General features: G+C 58.8%; 17 protein-coding genes. 11 read left to right on the forward strand and 6 right to left on the reverse strand.

All coding sequences use genetic code 11. The features are described from left to right. Positions 1–275 precede the first annotated feature (275 nt). The 3 genes from ptcA to DWV32_RS00230 all read left to right on the forward strand — a co-directional run bounded on the left by ptcA (position 276) and on the right by DWV32_RS00230 (position 4,495). The gene (gene ptcA, locus DWV32_RS00220; RefSeq protein WP_117756848.1) at positions 276–1,349 is read left to right on the forward strand and encodes a putrescine carbamoyltransferase; all 1,074 of its coding nucleotides are present in this window, start codon (positions 276–278) and stop codon (positions 1,347–1,349) included. Between the two features lie 132 nt (positions 1,350–1,481). After that, positions 1,482–2,921, forward strand: coding sequence for an APC family permease (locus DWV32_RS00225; RefSeq protein ID WP_117756849.1), 1,440 nt, complete (start codon positions 1,482–1,484; stop codon positions 2,919–2,921). Between the two features lie 368 nt (positions 2,922–3,289). After that, positions 3,290–4,495: an agmatine deiminase family protein gene (locus tag DWV32_RS00230; protein ID WP_022094159.1), complete on the forward strand. Its 1,206-nt coding sequence runs from the start codon at positions 3,290–3,292 to the stop codon at positions 4,493–4,495. 309 nt (positions 4,496–4,804) lie between these two features. On the opposite strand, the gene DWV32_RS10095 is transcribed toward DWV32_RS00230, so the two are convergent. Further along, positions 4,805–5,074, reverse strand: a complete 270-nt coding sequence (locus DWV32_RS10095; protein WP_147325424.1) for a hypothetical protein — start codon at positions 5,072–5,074, stop codon at positions 4,805–4,807. On the opposite strand from DWV32_RS10095, the gene DWV32_RS00235 reads away from it, so the two are divergent. Next, on the forward strand, positions 5,073–6,482 hold the full coding sequence (locus tag DWV32_RS00235; RefSeq protein WP_117756850.1) for an APC family permease: 1,410 nt from the start codon (positions 5,073–5,075) through the stop codon (positions 6,480–6,482). The genes DWV32_RS10095 and DWV32_RS00235 overlap by 2 nt on opposite strands. Positions 6,483–6,517: 35 nt before the next feature. Here the strand turns inward: DWV32_RS00235 and DWV32_RS00240 are convergent, their stop codons facing one another. Continuing rightward, on the reverse strand, positions 6,518–6,709 hold the full coding sequence (locus DWV32_RS00240) for a hypothetical protein (RefSeq protein WP_117756851.1): 192 nt from the start codon (positions 6,707–6,709) through the stop codon (positions 6,518–6,520). A gap of 128 nt (positions 6,710–6,837) precedes the next feature. Between DWV32_RS00240 and DWV32_RS00245 the strand changes: the two genes are divergently transcribed. The 4 genes from DWV32_RS00245 to DWV32_RS00260 all read left to right on the forward strand — a co-directional run bounded on the left by DWV32_RS00245 (position 6,838) and on the right by DWV32_RS00260 (position 12,668). Beyond that, the gene (locus DWV32_RS00245; protein ID WP_117756852.1) at positions 6,838–7,830 is read left to right on the forward strand and encodes a helix-turn-helix transcriptional regulator; all 993 of its coding nucleotides are present in this window, start codon (positions 6,838–6,840) and stop codon (positions 7,828–7,830) included. A gap of 315 nt (positions 7,831–8,145) precedes the next feature. After that, positions 8,146–9,774, forward strand: a complete 1,629-nt coding sequence (locus DWV32_RS00250; protein ID WP_158566020.1) for an amidohydrolase — start codon at positions 8,146–8,148, stop codon at positions 9,772–9,774. Positions 9,775–9,870: 96 nt separating this feature from the next. Then, the gene (locus DWV32_RS00255) at positions 9,871–11,247 is read left to right on the forward strand and encodes an MATE family efflux transporter (RefSeq protein ID WP_089572364.1); all 1,377 of its coding nucleotides are present in this window, start codon (positions 9,871–9,873) and stop codon (positions 11,245–11,247) included. A 251-nt stretch (positions 11,248–11,498) separates the two neighbouring features. Next, entirely contained in the window at positions 11,499–12,668 is a 1,170-nt protein-coding gene (locus DWV32_RS00260) for an ATP-binding protein (RefSeq protein ID WP_199408734.1), read from the forward strand. A gap of 374 nt (positions 12,669–13,042) precedes the next feature. Here DWV32_RS00260 and DWV32_RS00265 read toward each other — a convergent pair whose 3' ends face one another. Then, a complete protein-coding gene (locus DWV32_RS00265; protein ID WP_089572363.1) occupies positions 13,043–13,693 on the reverse strand; it encodes a GNAT family N-acetyltransferase in 651 nt (216 codons plus the stop codon). Between the two features lie 344 nt (positions 13,694–14,037). Here DWV32_RS00265 and DWV32_RS00270 point away from each other — a divergent pair, with 344 nt between their 5' ends. Beyond that, positions 14,038–15,069 carry a 3-deoxy-7-phosphoheptulonate synthase gene (locus DWV32_RS00270; protein WP_117564710.1) on the forward strand — a complete coding sequence of 344 codons (1,032 nt, stop codon included), beginning with the start codon at positions 14,038–14,040 and terminating at the stop codon, positions 15,067–15,069. Between the two features lie 558 nt (positions 15,070–15,627). Here the strand turns inward: DWV32_RS00270 and DWV32_RS00280 are convergent. From DWV32_RS00280 to DWV32_RS00290, 3 genes are read right to left on the reverse strand one after another with little or no spacing between them, the layout of a single operon-like run. Further along, the gene (locus DWV32_RS00280) at positions 15,628–17,484 is read right to left on the reverse strand and encodes an ABC transporter ATP-binding protein (protein ID WP_089572360.1); all 1,857 of its coding nucleotides are present in this window, start codon (positions 17,482–17,484) and stop codon (positions 15,628–15,630) included. After that, entirely contained in the window at positions 17,484–19,850 is a 2,367-nt protein-coding gene (locus tag DWV32_RS00285) for an ABC transporter ATP-binding protein (RefSeq protein WP_089572359.1), read from the reverse strand. Before DWV32_RS00285 ends, DWV32_RS00280 begins: the two co-directional genes overlap by 1 nt. After that, on the reverse strand, positions 19,847–20,296 hold the full coding sequence (locus tag DWV32_RS00290) for a MarR family winged helix-turn-helix transcriptional regulator (RefSeq protein WP_089572358.1): 450 nt from the start codon (positions 20,294–20,296) through the stop codon (positions 19,847–19,849). The genes DWV32_RS00285 and DWV32_RS00290 overlap by 4 nt, the downstream gene beginning before the upstream one ends. A gap of 249 nt (positions 20,297–20,545) precedes the next feature. Here DWV32_RS00290 and DWV32_RS00295 point away from each other — a divergent pair, with 249 nt between their 5' ends. Both DWV32_RS00295 and DWV32_RS00300 read left to right on the forward strand, forming a co-directional pair. Further along, positions 20,546–21,295: an SDR family NAD(P)-dependent oxidoreductase gene (locus DWV32_RS00295; protein WP_089572357.1), complete on the forward strand. Its 750-nt coding sequence runs from the start codon at positions 20,546–20,548 to the stop codon at positions 21,293–21,295. Positions 21,296–21,403: 108 nt separating this feature from the next. Further along, complete coding sequence (locus DWV32_RS00300; protein WP_117756854.1) at positions 21,404–22,417, forward strand: 2-keto-3-deoxygluconate permease; 1,014 nt, start codon at positions 21,404–21,406, stop codon at positions 22,415–22,417. Positions 22,418–22,736: the final 319 nt, after the last annotated feature.

Genomic DNA, 22,736 nt, shown 5'->3' on the forward strand with positions numbered 1-22,736 from the left:
ATATAGACGTCTCAACCCTTCGTTCCATTGCGGATTAGGCGCCGAGATACAGCATAGCCGTATACCGTTCGCGGTTCTAGATAGTAAACCCCCTGCAAGCTGGCTACCTGCGGGTTTATATTGGTTTAGAGGGGATGTAACTCCGTGAACGGTCTTTAATCCCGAATAAACTAGGTAAAAATTGCATACGGGTGAATGATGGTCTTGTCAACACGAGGCGTGATGTTCGAGCGCCTCATAGCAATAGTCGGCACGACCGGCGGAAAGGAATCGACATGGCGCTGCCTAAGGATTTCATCGACACCAACGACTTCACCAAAGAGCAGATCCTGGCTATCGAGGATCTTGGCCTGGCAATGAAGAAGGCCATCAAGGTTGACGGCTATTATCCGCACCTGCTCCGCAACCAGAGCCTTGGCATGATCTTCCAGCAGGTTTCCACCCGCACCCGTCTTTCCTTCGAGACCGCCATGTGCGACCTCGGCGGCCACGCTCAGTTCTATGGCCCTGGCACCATTCAGCTCGGTGGCCACGAGTCCCTGGGCGACACCGCTCGCGTCATGGGCGACCTGCTCGACATCATGATGGCTCGCGTTGACCGTCACAAGGACGTCGTCGGCCTCGCCAAGGGTTCCGCCGTGCCCGTCATCAATGGCATGTCCGAGTTCAACCATCCCACGCAGGAGATGGGCGACCTCATGACCATGCTCGAGAACCTCCCCGAGGGCAAGAAGATCGAGGACTGCACCCTGGCCTTCATCGGCGACGCCACCCAGGTCTGCGTCTCCCTCATGTTCATCGCCTCCAAGGTCGGCATGAAGTTTGTCCAGTTTGGACCCAGGGGCCACCAGATCCCCGACGGCGGCCTGCACGTTGGCACCGTTGAGGAGCGCGCCGAGTTCGGCAAGCAGATGATGGCCATCGCCGAGGAGAACTGCAAGGTCTCCGGCGGCTCCGTCGTCATCTCCGACGACATCGAGTGCATCAAGGGCGCCGACTTCATCTACACCGACGTGTGGTATGGCCTGTACGACGAGGAGGTCTCGGGCGAGAACTACATGGACGTGTTCTACCCCAAGTATCAGGTCACCATGGACATGATGAACTTCGCCGGCCCCAACTCCAAGTTCATGCACTGCCTGCCGGCCACTCGCAACGAGGAAGTCGTCGACGAGGTTATGGACGATCCCGAGCGCTCCCTGTGCTGGGTCGAGGCCGAGAACCGCAAGCACTCCATCCGTGCTCTCCTCGCTGCCCTGGGCAAGCGCACCCCGCTCAACGACGAGGGTGTCGAGTACTCCGCCAAGGCCGAGCTTCACGCCGCTCTCGAGGCTCTCGAGCAGCTCTAAGCCTTAAGCCCGCTAAACGCACGTTTGCGGGCGGCGGATGCTCGTCTCCTGTCGCCCGCTCACCGAGGCTCAGGCAATTGCCTTAGTACCTTGGGCCTCGGATCTGTCCAAGACTGAGCGAAGGAGCTCATCATGAGCGACGGAAAGAAAAAGCTTTCCTTTTTGACGGTCATTTCGACCATCATCTGCGTCGTCTTCGTTTGCGAGGCCGCCGCTCCTGCTGCTGCCATTGGCAACCAGCAGTTCTTCTGGTGGATCTTCCTGATCCTGACCTTCCTGCTTCCCTACGGCATGGTTGTTGCCGAGCTCGGTACCACCTATGACGGCGAGGGCGGCATTTACGACTGGGTACGCGATGGCCTGGGCGACAAATGGGGCGCCCGCATCTCGTACTACTACTGGGTCAACTACCCGCTGTGGATCGCCTCGCTGGCTACCATGTTCCCCGACATTTTGGGCATGGTCTTTGGCGTCGAGTTCAACTTGATCGCCAAGATGGGTATCGATCTTGCCTTTGTGTGGATCGTCTATCTCATGGGCCGCTCCAAGGCGGCCGACTCCGAGTGGGTCCTTAACGGTGGCGCCATCATCAAGGTCGCCGTCGCCGTTATCGTTGGCGCTTTGGGCATTTGGTATGCCATGGAGAACGGTTTTGCGAACGACATGTCCGCTGCCACCTTCCTGCCCGAGCTCACCAACACCAACGCTCTCGGTTACCTGTCGATCATCATCTTTAACTTCATGGGCTTCGAGGTCATCTGCACCATGACCGACGACATGGCCGATCCCGCTCGCGATATCCCCAAGGCCATCATCGTCGGTGGCCTGTCCATCGCCGTGATCTACCTGTTCGCTGGCTTTGGCATCGGCGCCGCCGTGCCGGCCGACTCCATCGATCCCGACTACGGCATGATCGTCGCAGTCCAGACCATGGTGGGCGACTCCATGATCTTTAAGGTCATCTGCATCGCCTTCCTGATCACCCTGTTCGCCAACATGGCCGCTTGGTCCTTCGGCGTTAACTCCGTTGCTCGCTACGCTGCCGAGCACGGCAACATGCCCAAGGTCTTCGCCTCGATGATCTCGGATGACGACATGCCCAACGGCGCCAACCTGGTCAACGCTGTCGTTGCCTCCCTGGTGCTGTGCCTGCAGCTCGTTCCCATCGACGCCATCTCCAACGGTGTCTTCTGGATGCTCTTTGGCACCTCTGTCGTCTTCCTGCTGTTGACCTACATCCCGATGTTCCCGGCGTTCCTCAACCTTCGTAAGAACGACCCCAACCGTGAGCGCATCTTCACGTTCCCGTTTAAGGGCGCCATGATGAAGGTCATGCTGGCCACCCCCTGCATCGAGCTGGTTCTTGCCATCGTTGCCACGCTGATCCCGTTCTCCGCTGCTGAAATTGGCGACAAGGTCCCGATGATCGTTATCTTCATCGTGCTCGTGCTCATCGGCGAGGTCGTCCGCGTCGTCAGCGCTAAGGGCCGCGAGACCGAGTACAAGGGTCTGACCCCTGAGCTCGCAGCCCAGCGTCTCGCTGAGGAGGCCGCCGAGGCCGAGGAGAACTAGAGCACCCGGTTCTGGGGCTCCAACCCTCCTCGTGTACCAACGCGCGCTTCGTCGGGCTTGTCGCTCCCGACTCCGGGCACTCTAGCCTCTTCGGAGGCGTGTCCAAGCGACAGGTTTGCTAACCATTCCCCCGGGGTGGGTGTGAGCGATAGCTCCGGTAACCACCGCCCACCCCAATCTCTCTTCCGTATCCTTCGTGCGTTTTGTCTCCGCGCACTTGGTTACGTCGTCGCTTGCCGGTGCGATTCCGTGAAAACCGGCACCGGGCGCCCCGACCTTTGCCGGGGAACGGGCGCCTACCATCTCTTGGTTTTAGGCTGCGGGTAACCCGCCCGCAGCAAGCGATCGTTCGATTTGGAGGAAATCTTATGCGTACGATCACCGAGTCCGAGTCCACCCCCAAGGCCGACGGCTTCTTCATGCCCGCCGAGTTCGCCCCGCAGGATCGCGTGTGGATGGGCTGGCCCCACCGCACCGACACCTGGGCCCACGGCGCCAAGCCGGCCCAGAAGCAGTATGCCGCCATCGCCCGCGCCATCTCCGAGTTCACCCCGGTCTATATGTGCGCCAACCAGGTCGACTACGCCAACTGCAAGGCCGTCTTCGAGAACGACGAGAACGTCACCGTCATCGAGATGACCACCGACGACGCCTGGTTCCGCGACACTGCCGCCACCTACGTCATCAACGGCAAGGGCGAGAAGCGCGCCAACCACTGGCACTTCAACGCCTACGGCGGCCTCGTCGACGGCCTGTACTTCCCGTGGGACAAGGACGAGCAGATCGCCCTCAAGATGGCTGAGCTCTCCGGCTGCCGCCGCTATCGTCCCGACGACATGATCCTCGAGGGCGGCTCCATCACCGTCGACGGCGAGGGCACCCTTGTCGTGACCGACCAGTGCCTGCTTTCCCCGGGCCGCACCTGCTCTGCGGTTCTGGAGGAGGAAGAGGATCCCGAGTCCATCTGGCCCAAGTACCGCAAGAAGTTTGAGCCCTGGAGCGAGGAGCTTCGCGCCTACATGGACGAGCACCTCAAGGATTACCTGGGTGTCGAGAAGGTCATCTGGGTCAAGGAGGGCATCGACCCCGAGGAGACCAACGGCCACATCGACGACGTCGCCACGTTCATCGCGCCGGGCGTCATGGCCTGCATTTGGACCGACGATCCCGAGTATCCGTTCTACGAGCAGTGCCACGCTGCCTACGAGACCCTCTCCAACGCCGTCGACGCCAAGGGCCGCAAGATGAAGGTCTACAAGCTCTGCATGCCCGTGAACCCGCTGTTCATGGACCAGGCTTCCTGCGACACCATCGACGCCGACGAGAACGCCGAGCCGCGCGTCCCCGACGAGCCGCTGATCGCCTCCTACATGAACTACCTCGTGACCAACCACGGCGTTATCGTCCCGCAGTACGGCGACGAGAACGACCAGCTGGCCGTCGACACGCTCCAGAAGATCTACGACGAGGTCTGGGGCGAGGGTGTCTACAAGTGCGTCGGCGTTCAGTCCGAGCAGGTCGTCTTCGGTGGCGGCAATATCCACTGCATTACCCAGCAGGAGCCCTCGGCGTAACTCAGGCACGCCACCTTGGCGTTCACTCGTCGCTTACGTAGCGTCAGTACGCTACGCTCCTCGTTCGCGCCAATCTGGCGCACCTGAGAACGCCGAGTAAACGTCTGACTTTCCGAGCCGTGATGCTTCGGGAACCCAGCCGATCAATCGGACAGTCGGTGAATCGCACCGTGACCATCTCGGGGCATTGATGGTCGGTTTATTCGATGTCTTGGTCGGCTGGGTTTTTCTTTGGGCACTCCGTTGCCTCCACTTCGGAGTGCCCGCCTCTTTGATTGAGTACGCGTCTGATCTGGGATTTATTGCGGGTTAGGCCAATTGTTCGCTTGAATATCCCAGGTCAGACGCGTCTTCAATTGCCAAAAGATTCCGGTCGCAATCGCGGCCGTTTTGATCGGAGTATCTATGTACCAGCGTATCGTTATCTACACGCGCCTGTTCCGCGAGCGTTGGTCCAACAATTGCATCCTCTCTTCTCTTTGGGATGGCACCTGCACCGGTGACGCGGCCTGCAACCCTACCTTGGGCTGCGCCTTCGGTACAGATGCCATCCTTTTTGCTGTAGGGGAAGCGTGCCATGGCAGGTAAAAAGTTCTCCCTGTTCGAGGTCATCCTCTCGGTTATCTGCGTTGTCTTTACCATCGAGGCGGCTGCTCCGGCATCTGCCATGGGTAACGTGCAGTTCTTCTGGTGGATCTTCCTTATCATTACGTTTTTGCTTCCCTATGGCCTGGTGGTGGCCGAGCTCGGTACGGCGTTCGATTCCGAGGGCGGCCTGTACGACTGGGTTCGCCTGGGCTTGGGAGACCGTTGGGGTGCACGCTGCTCCTGGTGCTATTGGGTCAACTTTCCACTGTGGGTGGCAAGTATCGCCTGCATGTTCCCCAGTGTCATCAATGCGGTATGGGGCATCGAATTTTCGCTTGGGGTCCGAATTGCCATCGAGCTTACCTTTGTGTGGGGCGTCACGGTCATGGCAATGCAGCCGGTGGCCGAGGCCGATTGGGTCATGGATGGCGGCGCCGTCATCAAGGTGCTCATTACCGCCGTGGTGGGAATCATCGGCATCTGGTTTGCCTGCAACAACGGTTTTGCCAACGACATGTCGTTTAAGACCTTCATTCCAGATCTGGGCGACACCAATTCGTTGACGTACCTATCGATTATCCTGTTCAACTTTATGGGCTTTGAGGTGGTCGCGACCTTTGCCAGCACGATGAAGAACCCGTCGCGTGATATCCCCAAGGCGGTTATTGCCGGTGGCGTGGCCATTGCGGCGATCTACATCATCTGTGGCATTGGCATTGGAGCCGCGGTTCCCACCGAGCATCTTTCACTCGATTCGGGCATTGTGGACGCAGTCGCCGCTATGGTGGGGCGCACCCACCCGCTGACGATGGTCGTGGGCGTGGCCTTTTTGGTGACGCTGTTCGCCAATATGATCTGCTGGAGCTTTGGCGTCAACAACGTAGCGAGCTATGCCGCGCGCCATGGCAACATGCCGCGTCCCTTTGCGTTGGTGTCCAAAAAGACCGGCATGCCCAACGGCTCGGCGCTCATTAACGGCTGTTTTGCCAGTCTGGTGCTGCTGCTCCAGATTCCGCTGGGTGAGGGTTCCGACGTCTTTTGGGTCTTCTTCTCGATGAACGTCGTCTTTCTGCTCATGAGCTATATCCCCATGTTCCCAGCGTTTTGGCGTCTGCGCAAGCACGATAATCGCTCGCGTGTGTTCCGTGCGCCTTTCGAGGGCAAGGTGCTCGCGGTGGCGCTTGCGATTCCCGTGGTGGAGCTCGTGCTTTCGATTGTTGCTACGATTGTGCCGCTCAACAGCTCACCTGCCGAGATGGCAAAGTTGCCGATCCTCATGGGTGTGGTGATCGGCGTGTTGCTGGGCGAGGTTTCGCGCCTCATATCGCGCCGCGGCCGCAGCATCGACAATCCCGGCGTTGGCGCAAGGGGGACAGGTCGCTTTGCACCAAAACAGTAGCGCCGCGAGTTGTGCGGTGCTAGATGCATCTTGGATTACTGCTCACGCTGCTCGGGATCAGATGCGAGCTTGGGTGCAAAGTAGGGGACGTGGCCCAGGTAGGGGCAGCTGTCCGAACGCTCTTCGACGACACAGGGGACGTCATTGTAGGTAAGTGAGTCGCACAGGTGGACGATGGCCTTGGCGGCAGGGGCAACGAGTATTTTGAGCGGTGCGATAGGCGCCATGGCATCTCCTTTCATCGGTGAGACACAGCTTGTTTATCTAAACGATACAGTACGTTTAATCGGTGAGTCTAATCTTGCGGCAAAGAATCTGTCAACATCCTCACGGCATCTAGACAGGGGAGGCGGGCATGAGTTTCGCGTTCTATATCTACACCACGATTATCATGGGTGTGGCTCTGGTGACCAGTGCCGTGGCATTGGTGGTTTGGCTCATGACGCGCCGTCGCGACAGCCTGGTGGCCGCGGCGGGCTTTTTGCTCTACATGCTCGATATGTCGGTCATTTTTTTTGACGAGTACAATCGGCTCAAATACGACTACGCTGTTACCTTTAGCGAGCCGTTGCAGCACCCCTTGCTGCGCTGCGTGCTCGGTATTGCCATCTATGCCTGCGTGGTACTGTGGATGTTTGCGCGCTTGCGCAAAAGGCCGACGTCGCGCATGCTCGGACTTGCTATCGTGCCGTTTTCAATCTTGCAATTGGTGCTGGTGCCTCGCAGCGGTGCTGCCGGAGAGATGCAGCAGTATCTCTTTTGGCTCACGCGTGACCTGGGCAATGTAGGATGTCTTGCCTATGCCGCCTGGCATTACCGGCACAGGGCCACGCGTGTTGAGAAACTCGACCTCGACCGCTCAAAGCTCTTTTGGAAGGTGGCACTCGTTCTTGCGTTTTGCGTAATCGCCGAGGACACCTACATGATTTTGCTCTGTCGCCCCGACTCTCAAAACCCCGTCATCAGCCTCTTTTTGTGGTATCTGTCCGAGCGCAATATCTCCGAAAACGTGCTGCTCATGGCATGCGCGGTCCAACTCTTTTGCCAGTTTAGCCATATCCTGCGCGTGTATGCCCGTCATCCGCGTGCCGATGAGGACGTGGCGGCCGAGAGCGCACGCTCTGGGGACGATCTAGCATCACGCGTTGTGATCTATGCCGATGCCCATAAGCTGTCGCGGCGCGAGCAGGAGGTGCTCGCGCTGGTGCTGAAGGGCAACGACGCCCAAAACATCGCCAGCGAGTTGGTCATCAGCCCTGGCACTGTCAAGGCGCACTTGCATCGCATCTACGTTAAAAGCGGTGTCTCCAACCGAGATGACCTCATAGATGCCTTTTGGCGTTCCTAGTCCTATTCTTCCTTGCATGCGGGTCTTGCCGTGTGGGCGGGCACGCCGTTGGGCGTAATGACGCGGTAATAATCTCAGACAATAAACCTGCAGGTAAAGCGTGTAAACCTGCTTAAACTGACCGTTTGCGATCCCTGGCCTTGGCACGGATTTGCCCCTGTGTATCAATGGGTGTAGCGCGAAGCCGCGGACGTGGGACAGACGTCCGAGCACGGCTTGTAGGCACGCGCCGATGCGGGAGCGCTACGCTCCCAACCGAGTGCCCACGCGGGCGGTGCGTCCGCGTTGCAACCAAAGATGCCTGAGGAGGCTCACATGGACAAGGCTGATGTAGTTATCAAGAGCAACGCCGTCTTTACCGGCGATGGGCTCGAGCCGTTTAAGGGCGGCGTTGCCGTGCGCGGTGATAAGATTGTTGCCTGCGGTGACGATGCTCACCTGGCACCGTTTATCGGTCCCGATACCGAGGTGCGCGACTTTGGCGACCAGCTCGTCATGCCCGGCCTGATCGACTCGCACACGCATTTTGCCCAGGGCGCGTTTATGACCGACCCCGATTTTGCCGTCAACCTCATCGACTGCACCAGTTTTGAGATGGCGATGGAACGTGTCGTGGCGTTTGCGGCCGACCATCCCGATAACGAGTGGATTCTGGGCTGCCAGATTATCCAGTTCCAGTGGGATGTCCCCGAGATGCCCACAGCCGCGATGATCGATGAGTACATCTCGGACCGCCCGGTCTTTCTGCAGCAGGTTGACCTGCATACCTTTAGCGCCAATACCTGCGCCATCAACAAGGTGGGAGTAACTTCGCAGACGCCCGATCCCGCAGGCGGCAAGATCCTTAAGGATGCCGAGGGCAATCTGACGGGCGTGTTTTCCAACAACGCCGGCGTCTTCTTTATGGACGAGGTCTACGACCCAGCGCCCGAGGTTGTTGACGCGTCGTTTGCAAAAACCGCCCGGCGCGCCAATGCCCTGGGAATCACTACGGTCGGCATGGTCAATCCTACGTTTGTGAGCATGGAAAACCCGTATGCGGTGTTGGCAGGTCTTAATGCCAAGGGCGACTTGCCACTGCGCGTGTTCCTGTACACCGATCTGTTCGAAAACGAGTCCTTAACGCTCGAGCAGATCAAGGAGAAATACGCCTTCTCGGGTACGCAGGTCGAGTGGCACGGCTTTAAGCAGTTTCTTGATGGCGTGTGCTCCGACCACACCGCTTGGATGCTTGAACCCTATTCCAACGCGCCCGATACCTGCGGTGAGCCCGCGGAGGATCCAGAGCGCATCCGTGCCGCCATTGTCAGGGCGCAGGAATGGGGCGTTGACACGCGCGTCCATACGATCGGCGATCGCTCGGTGCGTTTTGTGCTTGATTGCTTTGAGGAGGGCGAGCGCTTGCATGGTAAGCGGGGTTGCCGCCACTCCATGGAGCACAACGAGACGGTTCAGCCCGAGGATCTGCCGCGCTATGCCGAGCTGGGTATATGCCCTGGTATGCAGCCGTGGCACATGCTGCTCGATATGGCTGACCTTGCCAAGGACGATGCCGTGGGCCCCGAGCGTGCTGCGCTTTCGTGGCCCCTGCATAGCCTGCTTGCCAGCGGTGCCGTGGTGCACCTGGGCAGTGACTTCCCCGTTGTGGGCTTGGAGCCCATGGAGGAGGTGTACGGCGCGGTCTTCCGCATGCTCGAGGACGGCTCCAACCCAGAAGGGTGGTTCCCGCAGGAGCGCATCACCATGGCCGAGGCCCTGCGCGCCTACACCTACGGCAGCGCCTACGCCATGCATGCCGAGGATCGCATCGGTACGCTCGCATGCGGCAAACAGGCTGATATCTGTGTGCTCGACCGTAACCTCTTTGACTGCGAACCGGCTGAGGTCCTCGAGGCCACGGCGTATCTCACGATGATTGCCGGCAAGGTGGTCTACGAGGCCTAGCGGGGCTGCTGCATCGCTGGGCGGTGCCACAGCCTGTGCGTGCCGCCCATCCATTCATGCATCCATTCATCAATCTCTCATGGAAAGGGGAGAACAATGGCAGAAGAAACGACCGCCGCTGTTGAGGAGGAGCGTGAGCTTGCCTCGCAGCCGATTCCCGGCCTGGTGCGCAAGTACACCATCATCACCGGCCAGGGTATGCTCGCCCAGATTATCATGGTGGTCCTTGAGGGCCTCGTGATGGGTTGGGGCCTGGGTGCACACGGCCTGGCCTGTGTTTCGATCATCATGTCGGTCGAGTACATTAACCTGGCCTTTGGCAACCTGTTTGGCACCGGCGTGCCCGCCGTGGTGGGCAACCTTTTGGGTGCCGGCGACATTAAGGGCGCCAGCAAGGCGTTTAGCCAGGGTTTTTGGCTTACCACGATTGTGAGTGTGCTGCTTGCTGTGGTGATGGCTGTGTTTACCGAGCCCATCTGCGCATTCTTCGGCGCCACGCCCGACATCATGGCCGATACCGTTGCCGGCGTGCGCACCTTCTCCGTGCTGCTGCCGCTCACGGTCATTGGTCAGATGGTCACCGCCGTCATGCGTGTGGACGAGAAGGTTCAGATCCAGGCCAACCTCATGACCGTGTCTGCCATCGTCGCTATCTGCTGGCTTGCGCTTTCCACGTTTGTGCTCAAGCTTGGCGTTATGGGAGCTGGCGTGTACTACGGTCTTTCCATCGGTATCTGGGCCATCGGTATCTTCTGGTTCATCGGCGGTAAGAAGTCGCAGCTCCAGATCAGCGCCGCCGACCTCAAACTCGACATGGCCATCTGCGGCCAGATCATCAAGATTGGTTTCCCGTTCTTTTTGGTGCAAGCTGCCACGTTCATCTTCAACACCGTTGCCAACTCGTTGCTTGGCCAGCTCGGCGGCGACATGGGTTCGCTCTACATCGCGGCCTTTGGTGTGATCAACGGCTACATCCTCTACATTACCATGATGGTCGCCCAGTGCTTCTCGTACGGCCTGCAGCCCATTGCCGCCTTCAACGCCGGCGCCAAGGCGTGGGCGCGCCTCAAGGAAACGCTCTCCTGCACGCTTAAGTACCAGGTCGTGACGCTTGCTGCGGTGTCTGCTGTGCTATGGGTGGCCGCAACGCCGGTCTGCGCCTTTTTTGCTGGTAGCGACCCGGCGCTCGTCGAGGTTGCCGCCAACGCCACGCGCATCGTTATCCTGGCCGTGGCCCTGGGCTATCTTGCCATGACCATGTCGATGTACTTCCAGGCGGTTGAGAAGGTGGGTATCGCCACGTTCACCGGTCTGCTCCGCTACGTGATCTGCTCCGTGCCGCTTATGTACCTGCTTGGCAACATGATGGGCGTTCAGGGTGTCTGGTTTGCCTTGGTGGCGGCTGACGCCATCACTGGTCTTATCTCCATCGCCCTCGCCGTCCGCGAATCCAAGCGACTTGCCACGCTCTAGACTCGGGCACGGCCAGCCCGCGATAGTCGAATAAGTCAACTCGCCTGCAAGCCACCACAATGGGGACAGTTCCCATTGTGGTGGCTATTGTTATTTAGGGTCTGAGATTTCGGCTCTATAAATAACGTTTTTGAACTGGGCTACTAAAAGATTGTGGAAAACACTACTACAAGATTATGGAAAACGCTACTGCAAGATTATGGCAAATGATACTATACGATTATGGTAACAGCGTTATAAGGGGCGTTGATATGGCCGAGTACATTAACAGGGATTTGCATGAGTTGCTCATTCGCATGGCGGGTTGGTTTCCTGTTGTGTCGTTGACGGGGCCTAGGCAGAGCGGTAAGTCTACGCTGGTTAGGCATGCCTTTCCCGACTATTCCTATGTCACGCTTGAGGACCCCCAAACGAGGCGCGCGGCCTTGGAGGATCCGGTGAGTTTTATCCGCAACCGAAAGGGCGGACTCATCATCGATGAGGCGCAATACGCCCCGGATTTGTTCTCGATGATTCAGGTTGTTTCGGATGAGCGGGGAGACGCCGGTCAATACATCCTTACGGGATCGCAAAACTTTTTGATGATGAAAAGCATCGGCCAGTCTCTTGCCGGGCGAGTCGGGATCTTAAAATTGCTGCCATTTTCGTTTCGAGAAGCGGAGAGGGGCCAGCAGGGGCAGTTGGAAGTGGATTTGTTTGCGCTCGAAGGGGGATACCCTCGCCTGCGTTCCGCCGGAATGCCGTCCTCGGTTTATTTCCCCAGCTATATTGATACCTATGTTGAGCGCGATGTTGTGGGCTTGCTTGACGTGCGCAATAAAGCGGAGTTTCATAAGTTTCTGTCCATAATTGCCCAGAGCGCCGGTGCTCTCATTAATATATCTTCGCTTTCTCGAGATACGGGTGTGAACGTATCGACCATTAAAAGCTGGTTGTCTATCCTGGAGCAGAGCTACCTGACGTTTTCACTGCAGCCCTATTATGCAAATGCCAGGAAACGTTTGACTAAAACGCCCAAGCTTTATTTTTACGACACGGGGCTGCTCTGCTACTTGCTCAAAATTGGATCACTGGAGCAACTTTTGGAGAGCTCTTATCTGGGGGCAGTTTTCGAAAACCTCATCGTTTCCGAAACGGCGAAGAGCCATCTCAACGTGGGCGAGAATCCCGAGTTGTATTTCTATAGGGACGACGGCAAGCGAGAAATCGATTTGCTCGACTGCACAAACTCAGGGAGTCCCAAGGCTATCGAAATAAAATCATCCAGAACGTATCACGATAAGTACGCCCGCCATTTACAGGCTGTATGCGATGAGATCGACATTGCAAAAGATGCGCGCTATGTTGTGGCCCGCGTGGATTCAACGTATGAGTCGAAAGACTGTAGCGTGGTCTCGGCGCGTGATTGGCTTTTGCGATAACAAGTTCGGCGTATTAACAACTGCCGCGAAGAGGATCGGACCCCTTTCGCGGCGGTTTTTTGCCGATCCGGTGCGCCTCAGATGCAAGTGAGTAGGCTTTTTTGGATCTGTCGAGCACACCGCGACAAACGCTAAATAAAACCGCAGGTCAGAGCTGTGGCGTTTTGGAGTGTGCTCGGCCTCCTGCAAAAGGTCTACTCACTTGGTTTTTCGGCGAGAAGGCCGCCGCAAGGGCAAGTAGCTCCCCTCGCGGCGGTTGGCGTTTTCCCAGATAAAACCTGCCAAAATAAACCTGTCCCTTTTTGGCATGTCCCTTTTGGCGTGGCTGATTGGTTTGGGCTGTTTTGGAGAAAGCCCATGAGGCGGCACTCAGGCTAATCCTGCGTGTCGCCTCCGTACATGTAGACGATAAAGCCGTCGCCGGTGTCTTGGCTGTGATCCTCCAGGATGCGTTTCATGTTGAGGTGCTCGTAGAACTGCCAGTCAGAGTTGCAGTCGCTCATCAGGAAGAACTTGGTGCACCCGGCTTTGGCGAGTTCGGCGCGCGCAAGGTCGATGAGCTCGCGGCCGAGTCCCTTGCCCTGCCACTCGGGCACAATGATGATCAGGTTGAGCTGGCCCTGGGCATACTCGTCGCCCGTGGCGGCAAAGCGATCGGCCGTGGCCTTTTCGCGACTGTCGCCAAAGAGCGAGCCCTCGAGTTTGGCATCGGCGGTCTTTGCCATCTCGGTTGCCTGGGCGAACATCTCGTCGTAGCAGGGTACCCACGTGGGGTTGGTACGCGGCTTGCCGTCCTCGAAGATACCGATGCAGCAGGCGGCGATAATGCGGCCCTCTGCCTCGGCGACGAGCGCGATGGGGGAGCGCTGCAGCTGCATGGCAATGTTGAAGCGCGCGCAGAAATCGGCAGCTTCGACGTCGCCGCGGTTGCGCAGCGTGTTGCACCACAGCTGGTTGTAGATGGCGGCGATGCCAGCCAGGTCGTCGAGCGTGGCGGCGCGCAGGGTTACGTTGTCAAGGCTCATGGAGGCTCCTTCCAAGGTGGGTCAGGCCACCTCTGAGTGTGACATGGGCGCACCGCTGCCGCATCAACCATTCGGTAGACGAGCTTCGATCTCTCGGGGACGGAGGAAAAGGGGCCACGAGCGAGGATTTTCGGACGCTTGCTCGACGAGAGTGGATAATCTCCCACTTTGAGCGCGAACATGGGCCAAAAACGGGAGATTATCCACTCTCGTGGTGAGCGGGCCCTTGTGTCGATTCATTCCCTTTTTAGTAGGCTGTGCTTGCACTTTAGCGTGCGACAGCGGATAATGCCGAGCACTCGACAATACGCTTTTTGCTCTCTCTATAGATTGAGGAGGCCCCTATGGCCATGGATTTCAAACGCAGGCTGCCGATCCCCATGGAGATCCGCGAGGAAATGCCGCTTTCCGCCGAGCTTACCGCTAAGAAGCAGGCATTCGACGCCGAGGTCGCCAAGGTCTTTACCGGCGAGGACGCGCGCAAGGTGCTCATCATCGGCCCATGCTCTGCCGATCGGGAGGATTCGGTCCTCGAGTACATGAACCGCCTGGCCAAAACCGCCGAGGAGGTCAAGGACAAGCTCATCATCATTCCGCGTGTCTACACCAACAAGCCGCGCACCAAGGGCACCGGCTACAAGGGGCTGCTGCACAACCCCGACCCCGAGGCGCCCGATGACCTGCTTGAAGGCGTTAAGGCCATCCGCCACATGCACCTGCGCGTCATCGAGGAGACTGGCTTCTTTACCGCCGACGAGATGCTCTACCCGTCCAACTACCAGTACCTCGTCGACCTGCTGAGCTACGTCGCCGTGGGCGCGCGCTCGGTCGAGAACCAGGAGCATCGTCTGGTGTCGAGCGGCATTTCGGTGCCTGTGGGCATGAAAAACCCCACCGCCGGTTCCACCACCGTTATGCTCAACTCCATCTACGCCGCCCAGGCACATCAGAGCTTTATCTTCCGCAACTGGGAGGTCGAGTGCGACGGCAACCCGCTCGCGCACGCCGTTATGCGTGGCTACATCGGTCTCGACGGTCGTACCTACCCCAATTACCACTACGAGCACCTGGAGCGCCTGGCCGAGCGCTACACCGAGCATGCCGGTTACGCCAACCCGGCGGCGGTCATCGACTGCAACCACGACAACTCGGGCAAGCGCCCGCTGGAGCAGTACCGCATTTGCAAGGAGGTGCTCGACAGCTGCCGCCGCAACGAAGCCATTTCAAGGCTGGTCAAGGGCTTTATGATCGAGTCCTACCTTGAGGACGGCAACCAGCCGGTCGACGGCGGTGTCTTTGGCAAGTCGATCACCGATCCGTGCCTGGGCTGGGAAAAGACCGACTATCTCATTCACGAGATCGCGGAGCGGGTTTAGTTACGCGGGTTTTCACTGACTCTGCCAAGACATCGGCGGTCCCGTTGCTGCCGGGCACTCATTGGGGACAGACTTAAATGAGTGCTCGCAGAATGAGAGTGGATAATCTCCCGTTTTTAAGTAGTCGTTGGGGACGTTCTTGTTTGACTGGTCGTTTAAGAACGTCCCCAATGACTACCCTGTTGGCCTTTTCCAGGCCCTGTGGACAAAAAATGGCAAATATGAGTACTGTTGCTATCGTAGTGTCATATTGCCGGCATAAGATAATAGACATAACAGAAAATATGTTCATTAACCTTAACACATATAAGCCCGCTATAGAACTATTTGAGTAATTTAGGGGCGCTTGCAAGCCGTGCGGGCAGCATATGGGGCTGTTTTGGCTGTTACTAAAAAGGTAACAGTACTCATATTTGCCATTTTTTGCCCACAGGGGCTGGAAAGGACCGTCAATTCGGCTCCAGGGGATGCGGTCCAAGGGCCGCAGAACGAAAAATGGGGGCGCTGGTTGTCCTGCGCCCCCATTCTTTGGGTATTGCGGTTGTTTGCCGCCGGTTGTTACGCCGCTTCGTCGAACTGCGAATTGTACAGGTCGGCGTAGAAGCCGCCTTGGGCGAGCAGCTCGTCGTGCGTGCCCTTCTCGACGATGTCGCCGTCGCGAATCACCAAGATCACGTCGGCGTTGCGGATCGTGGACAGGCGATGCGCGATGACAAAGCTCGTGCGGCCCTGCATCAGCGCATCCATGGCGCGCTGAATAAGCTCCTCGGTACGGGTATCGACGTTGGAAGTCGCCTCGTCCAAAATCAGCGCCGGACGGTCGGCCAAAATGGCGCGGGCGATGGTCACGAGTTGGCGCTGGCCCTGTGAGAGGTTGGTGCCCTCCTCATTGATCATAAAGTCGTAGCCGCCGGCGAGCGTATGGATAAAGTGGTCGCAGCGTGCGGCGCGTGCAGCGGCCTCGACCTCGGCGTCAGTCGCATCGGGACGTCCGTAGCGGATGTTCTCGCGGATGGTGCCGTTAAACAGCCAGGTATCCTGCAGCACCATGGCAAACTCGCCGCGCAGCGCCGCGCGATCCCAGTCGCGCACGTCGACGCCCTCGACACGCAGCGAGCCGCCGTCCACGTCGTAGAAGCGCTGCAGCAGCTTAATGAGCGTGGTCTTGCCAGCGCCGGTGGGGCCGACGATGGCGATGGTCTGACCGGGCTGCGCCTCGCAGCTAAAGTCGTGGATGATGGTCTTGTCGGGCGTGTAGCCAAACTTGACGTGGTCGAACTCAACGTGGCCGGGGCGCTTCTCGGGAATCTGGGCGTCGGCCTTCTGCTCCTCCTCGGGCGCGGCGAGGAACTCAAAGACGCGCTCGGTGGCAGCGGCCATCGACTGCATCGTGTTGCTCACGTTGCCCAGCTGCTGCACGGGTTGCGTAAAGTTGCGCACGTACTGGATAAAGCTCTGGATGTCGCCGGGCGTGGCATTGCCGGTCAGCGCGAGCTGTGCGCCCACCACGACAACGCCCACGTAGCCCATGTTGCCCACCAAGCTCATAAGCGGCATCATCAGGCCCGATAGGAACTGCGAGCGCCAGCCACTAATAAAGAGACGGTCGTTTTGACGGTCGAACTCCTCGATTGAGGCCTCGGCGCGGTCGAACACCTGAATAACGTTCTGGCCGGCAAAGTCCTCCTCGATAATGCCGTTGACGGCGCCCAGGACTTGCTGTTGCTCGCGGAAGTACGGCTGCGAGAAGTGAATCATCACGGTCAGGATAATCGCGGCTGCCGGCAGCGTGAGCACGGTAACGCCGGTGAGCGGCAGGCTGATCGACAGCATCATGACGAGCACGCCGATAATCTGCGTCACCGACGTGATGAGCTGCGTCACGCTCTGGTTGAGCGACTGGCCGAGCGTATCGACATCGTTAGTGATGCGGCTGAGCACGTCGCCCTTGCTGTGGCCGTTGAAGTAGCTCATCGGCACGACGGCAATCTTGGCGGCGATCTCCTTGCGCATGCGGTAGCAAATCTTTTGCGTGACGCCGGTCATGAGCCAACCCTGGATGAGGCTGCAGACAGAGCTTGCCAGATACAGGCAGAGCAAAAAGCCGAGCGTCTTGGCGATCCAGGCAAAGTTGACATCGCCGGTACCGTTGACCTTGGAGACCAGGCCTTCGAACAGTTTGGTCGTAACCTGGCCGAGCACCTTGGGTCCCACAATGTTAAAGATGACCGAGCACACGGCAAAGGCGACGGCGGCAAACACGGCAATCTTGTGCTGACCGATATAGCCGAGTAGCTGCCTCATGGTGCCCTTAAAGTCCTTGGCCTTTTCGCCGCGGCCCATGCCACCCATGCGGCCCATGGGACCGCGCCGGCGGGTGGGCTTGGGAATCTGAGTCTTGGTCTCGTCGGCCATTAGTGCTCGCCTCCTTCCATGACGGCTGCAATTTCTTCTTGGGTAAGCCCCAGCTCCTCGGCGGAAAGCTGCGACTGTGCGATCTCCAGGTACGCCGGGCAGCTGCGCAGCAGCTCCTCGTGCGTACCGGTGCCCACCACGTGGCCGTCGTCGAGCACGATGATCTGGTCGGCGTGCATGATGGTCGCGATGCGCTGGGCCACGACCACGAGCGCAGCGTCAGTGACGTTTTTGGCCAGCTCCTCGCGCAGGCGCGCGTCGGTTTTGTAGTCGAGGGCGCTAAACGAGTCGTCGAACACCACGATCTCAGGCTTTTTGGCCAGGGCGCGGGCGATGGCCAAACGCTGACGCTGGCCGCCCGAGACGTTGGAGCCGCCCTGGCTGATGGGGGAGTCGTAGCCGCCCTCGCGCTCGGCGATAAAGTCCTCGGCCTGGGCGATGCGTGCGGCCTGGTGCATGTCGTCATCGCCCACCATGTCGCCGGCAAACTTGAGGTTGCTCTCGACGGTGCCCGAGAACAGGCGACCCTGCTGCGGGATGTAACCAATGCGGCGGCGAAGCTCGGAAAGGGTCATATCGCGCACGTCGATGCCGTCGAGCGAAATGCTGCCGCCGGTGACGTCGTACAGGCGCGGGATGAGCTGCACAAGCGTGGACTTGCCCGAACCCGTGGAGCCGATGATGCCGAGCATCTGGCCGGCGTGCGTGGTGAAGTTCACACCGCTGATGACATCGGCGCGGGCATCGGGATACTGGAAGCTCACGTCGTGGAAGGCGAGCTCACCGCGCGGCGCGTTGGCCGCGGGCAGTTTGGGCGAGACGGGGTCGTTGATGCTCGTGGGACAGGTGATGACCTCTTCCACGCGCTCGGCTGCGACTTCGGCGCGGGGCAGGATGACCGACACCATGGTGAGGATCATAAACGCCATGACGATCTGCATAGTGTAGGAGATAAACGCCATCATGTTGCCGACCTGCATCACGCCGTCAGACACGCCCTGCGCGCCAAACCAGACGATAAGCACGGTGATGCAGTTCATAACGAGCATCATGAGCGGCATCATAAAGCTCATGGCTCGGTTGGTGTAGAGCTGCGTGGTCATAAGGTCGAGCGAAGCCTTGTCAAAGCGCTCGAGCTCATGCTCCTCGCGGTTGAACGAGCGGATGGGCATAAGGCCGTCGAGCAGCTCGCGGGCGGTAAGGTTCACGCGGTCCACAAAGCTCTGCATCTTTTTGAACTTGGGCATGGTGAGGCCCATAAGCACGCCGACGACGGCCGAGACCGCGATGATGGCCACGGCGATGGTCCACTCCAGACCGGTGTGGTTGGCCAGGACACGCATGACAGCGACGACGCCCATGACGGGGGCCATCAGGCACATGCGGATAAACAGGGTTGCGGCCATCTGGATCTGCTGAATGTCGTTGGTGCAGCGGGTGATGAGCGAAGCCTGGCTAAACTTGCCCACCTCGGCCGGCGAGAAGTGCATAACCTTGTTGAAGGTCTCGCGGCGCAGGTCGCGGGCGATGGAGCAGGCGGTGCGCGAAGCCACGGCGCCGGTCAGGATGGTGGCGACAAGCGACACCAGGCACAGGCCAAACATCGTGGTCGCCATGCGGCCCAGGTAGGCGTTCTGCACGTCGGCGGGGTCGATACCCTGTGCCTTGTACTCGTCCTGCACGTAGCTCACGGCGCGTTGGGTCACGATGGAGCCCGACATGGAGCCCATTTTGTCCGCCATACCGTTGGCGCCCTCGACGAGCTTGCCCTGGTCGATTAGGCCGCCTTCAACGCCTAGACGCAGGCTCTTCATGGTGATCTTGCCGCCGTCGGCATCAATCTGCTTTTGCATATTCTGCGCCGCTGCGGCCTTTTGCTGCATCTCGGCGAGCTGGTCGGGCGTCATCGCTGCCATTTGCTCGGGCGTGGGCATGGCTTGGGCGTCGCTGTTGCCTTTCTCGCTGGACGCGCCCATCATGTCGCCCATGGAGCTGGCGTCGATGCCTTGGTTGAGCGAAAGGACGACGGTCTCGGGCAGGCTCATGATATCGGCAATCTTGCCGCCGTCGGCGCGCTCATCCTCGGTTCCCCTGTACGTGCGAATGCCGTTTTTGTCTGCCTTGCCAAACGCAGCTTCTACTGTCTTGGCGTCCTTGGCGCTCATAAAGAGTTCGAGGTCGTCGAGCGATTCGGCACGAATGGTGTCGGGCACGGGCGAGGCGATGCCGCCTTGCTGCACGCCCACGTCGACGATGTCGCTCATATAGGTAGGCAGTGCCAGATCGGCGTTACAGCTGATTACGATAAGTACGATAGCTGCGAACAGTGATGGGACATGCTTTTTAAAAAGCTTGAGAATCCTCACTTGGCATTTCTCCTTTCTTGATTGCAGTCGATAATTTCGTTGAGACGCCTTAGAAGGCGCACCATCTCTTGGGTATCTGTTTCGCCGAGCTGCTCGAGGAAGGCCGCGGTGCGCTCCTCGAATTCCCGACGTTTGATTTCGAGATTCTGGAATCCCTTGTCGGTCATCGTGACGTGTACACGACGACGGTCGGTCTTTGAGTGCTCGCGCTCGACCCAGCCCTTGGCTTCGAGAGTGCGTAAGATATTGGCGATGCGGGCACTCGAGACCCAGGCGCGATTTGCGAGTTCGCTCGGCGTGAGCGAACCGCCAGCGAGCATGAGGGCGCGCATGACAGCCATCTCGCCGCCGAGAGCTTTGTCCGCAGAGCGTGAAATGCGATGATGCATGCTGCCAAACTCAGTTAAGAGCTGACGTCCAAGCTCATGGAAATCGGTATCTTCCACCGAAAACCCCTAACACTAGAAACTATTTTCGGTGAAAGATGATACCCGCATATTCGGGCCTCATGCAGTGGGCAATATAAAGAGCGCATAAAGAGTTAAAAAATTCAATTGCTGAAGCGTTTCAAAGAACTACTATGCCCGCGGTTAGGCGAGGGGTTGTCACCACCATGACGACTGGGACTCATTTATCGCCACGTGCGATGCTCCAACTTCCCGCAAGGAGACACCTGAATCAAGGGGGTTGGAGTCATGGCATTTGACTTCACGGGCAAAACCGCGATCGTTACCGGCGGCACTCAGGGCATTGGCCTCGAGATCGCCAAGGGCATCGTCGCGGGCGGCGGACACGTCGCGCTCATCGCAAGGAACGCTGCCAAGGGCGAGGCCGCTGTGGTCGAGCTTGGCGAGGGCAACAAGTTCTATCAGCTCGATGTTGCCGATGCGCCCAAGGCGCGTGAGACCGTCGAGCAGATTTTTACGGACCTGCCGCAAACCAACATCCTGATCAACTGTGCTGGCGTCATCAGCACCAAGAAGTTCGACGAGATCGATGACACCGAGTGGCGTCGTACCATCGACATCAACCTCAACGGTACCTTCACTATGATGAATGCTGTGTACCCGCACTTTAAGGCGGCCCATGCCGGCACTATCGTCAACGTGAGTTCCGTTGCGGGCAAGATCGGTGGCGGCCTGCTCGGCACCGCGGCTTACGCGAGCTCCAAGGCCGGTGTTAACGGTCTAACCAAGGCAGTCGCCAAGGAAGGCGGCAAGTTTGGCGTCCGCTGCAACGCCGTGTGCCCGTCGCTCACCCTTACCGATATGACCTCGATTCTCTCTGACGAGAACTCTCAGCGCATCATCAACGGTATTCCTCTGGGCCGTGCCGCCCAGGCAAGCGAGCCCGCGCAGATGGTGCTCTTCTTTGCCTCCGACCTTGCCAGCTTCGTGAACGGCGAGATCGGTGACTGCGACGGTGGCATCGTTCTGGACGGGTAATACCCCGCGACGTTAATTCGGCGACGGCTCCTGCGACTCGGGACCGTCGCCTTCTTTCTGGCACAGGAGCGTGTGACCGCGTGTCGCACGCATCAAAAGGAGATATAAATGAGTGAATCGACTGCGGTGGAGGCGCCGGCGGCAAAGGAGCCGTTCTTTAAGATGTCCTCCATCCCGGGTGCCAATATTTTGGTGCCGCTTTTGTTGGGCTGCCTGCTCAACACGCTGTTCCCCGACCTGTTCAAAACGCTCGGCAGCTTTACGCTCGGCATGACCCAGCAGGGCGCAGGCCCGCTTGTTGGCGCTTTTTTGCTCATCGTCGGTACGACGATTTCGTTTAAGAGCGCTCCTGCCGCCGCTGCCCGCGGCGCCATCATCATCGCCGTCAAGCAGATCGTGGTCGTTGCCGTGTCGCTGCTCATCCTTTATGTGTTCAACGACAACCTGTTTGGTATCTCGGCCATGGTGATGCTGGCCGCTTGCACGGGTGCGAACAACGCTATGTACGCTGGACTGATGGGCACCATGGGCAATGAGGCCGAACGTGGTGCCGTCGCAATCACCACGCTGGTTGTCGGCCCTCCGGTCACGATGATCGTGCTCGGCGCTGCCGGTCAGGCTCCGATCGGCTGGTCGCTCGTGGGCGCCATCCTGCCGATCGTCGTCGGCATTATCCTGGGTAACCTCTTCCCCAGCTTTAAGAAGATGATGGCACCGGCACTTTCCGCCATCATCGTGCTCGTCTTCTTTGCCATGGGATCGACCATGACCTTTGGCCAGCTTATCAACGGTGGTCTTCCCGGCATCCTGCTCGGCGTGATCTGCTCGGTGGTCTTTGCAATTCCCGTCATCGCGGTCGATAAGCTCACGGGCGGTACGGGTGTCGCAGGTGCGGCCATTTCGAGCTGCGCCGGAGCCAATGTGGCCACGCCTGCTGCCATGGCAAGCGTCAACGAGGCCATGTACGGCGGCGCGGTGCTCGCGACGGCTACGGCGCAGGTCGCAGCATGTGCTATCGTGACGGCCATTTTGACCCCGCTGGTCACCAGCTGGTGCTACAAGCATTTTGAGGGCCAGGGCCACAGCAAGGCAACGACCGACAAGGACGCCGCAGCCGCCTAATGCCAAGCGGCAATCAAAGCTAAATAACTAGCCATGCCACAGGGCGGCCCCGGGGGAAATCCCGTGGCCGCCCTGTAGTTTCTGTGGGGTCTCTGGGGCACTTTACTCTGCTAAAGCTGGCATAACAGCTAGAGTGAAGGACGTATAAAGGCAAGGGGAAATATCAAGCGAATCGGTGAACGGTAGCTGATGGTGGGAGCGTTTCCTGCGGATTTGTTAAAAACAACCTTATGGTATAAAAAAAGAAACATATAACAGCCCTGATGAAGGGGGTGGCTATGTTATCCTTCTCAAACGGGTGAAATCTTGGGTTTTGGGT

The sequence above is a fragment of the Collinsella sp. AF04-24 genome (assembly GCF_003465685.1).
Classification (GTDB): domain Bacteria; phylum Actinomycetota; class Coriobacteriia; order Coriobacteriales; family Coriobacteriaceae; genus Collinsella; species Collinsella aerofaciens_AP.

What these genes read in the sequence shown, in the direction of transcription:
- DWV32_RS00270 (WP_117564710.1), top strand. Translation starts at nt 14,038, where the DNA reads ATGGCCATGGATTTCAAACGCAGGCTGCCGATCCCCATGGAGATCCGC.
- DWV32_RS00255 (WP_089572364.1), top strand. Translation starts at nt 9,871, where the DNA reads ATGGCAGAAGAAACGACCGCCGCTGTTGAGGAGGAGCGTGAGCTTGCC.
- DWV32_RS00225 (WP_117756849.1), top strand. Translation starts at nt 1,482, where the DNA reads ATGAGCGACGGAAAGAAAAAGCTTTCCTTTTTGACGGTCATTTCGACC.
- DWV32_RS00295 (WP_089572357.1), top strand. Translation starts at nt 20,546, where the DNA reads ATGGCATTTGACTTCACGGGCAAAACCGCGATCGTTACCGGCGGCACT.
- DWV32_RS10095 (WP_147325424.1), bottom strand. Translation starts at nt 5,074, where the DNA reads ATGGCACGCTTCCCCTACAGCAAAAAGGATGGCATCTGTACCGAAGGC.
- DWV32_RS00300 (WP_117756854.1), top strand. Translation starts at nt 21,404, where the DNA reads ATGAGTGAATCGACTGCGGTGGAGGCGCCGGCGGCAAAGGAGCCGTTC.
- DWV32_RS00230 (WP_022094159.1), top strand. Translation starts at nt 3,290, where the DNA reads ATGCGTACGATCACCGAGTCCGAGTCCACCCCCAAGGCCGACGGCTTC.
- DWV32_RS00245 (WP_117756852.1), top strand. Translation starts at nt 6,838, where the DNA reads ATGAGTTTCGCGTTCTATATCTACACCACGATTATCATGGGTGTGGCT.
- DWV32_RS00265 (WP_089572363.1), bottom strand. Translation starts at nt 13,693, where the DNA reads ATGAGCCTTGACAACGTAACCCTGCGCGCCGCCACGCTCGACGACCTG.
- ptcA (WP_117756848.1), top strand. Translation starts at nt 276, where the DNA reads ATGGCGCTGCCTAAGGATTTCATCGACACCAACGACTTCACCAAAGAG.
- DWV32_RS00250 (WP_158566020.1), top strand. Translation starts at nt 8,146, where the DNA reads ATGGACAAGGCTGATGTAGTTATCAAGAGCAACGCCGTCTTTACCGGC.
- DWV32_RS00240 (WP_117756851.1), bottom strand. Translation starts at nt 6,709, where the DNA reads ATGGCGCCTATCGCACCGCTCAAAATACTCGTTGCCCCTGCCGCCAAG.
- DWV32_RS00280 (WP_089572360.1), bottom strand. Translation starts at nt 17,484, where the DNA reads ATGGCCGACGAGACCAAGACTCAGATTCCCAAGCCCACCCGCCGGCGC.
- DWV32_RS00235 (WP_117756850.1), top strand. Translation starts at nt 5,073, where the DNA reads ATGGCAGGTAAAAAGTTCTCCCTGTTCGAGGTCATCCTCTCGGTTATC.
- DWV32_RS00260 (WP_199408734.1), top strand. Translation starts at nt 11,499, where the DNA reads ATGGCCGAGTACATTAACAGGGATTTGCATGAGTTGCTCATTCGCATG.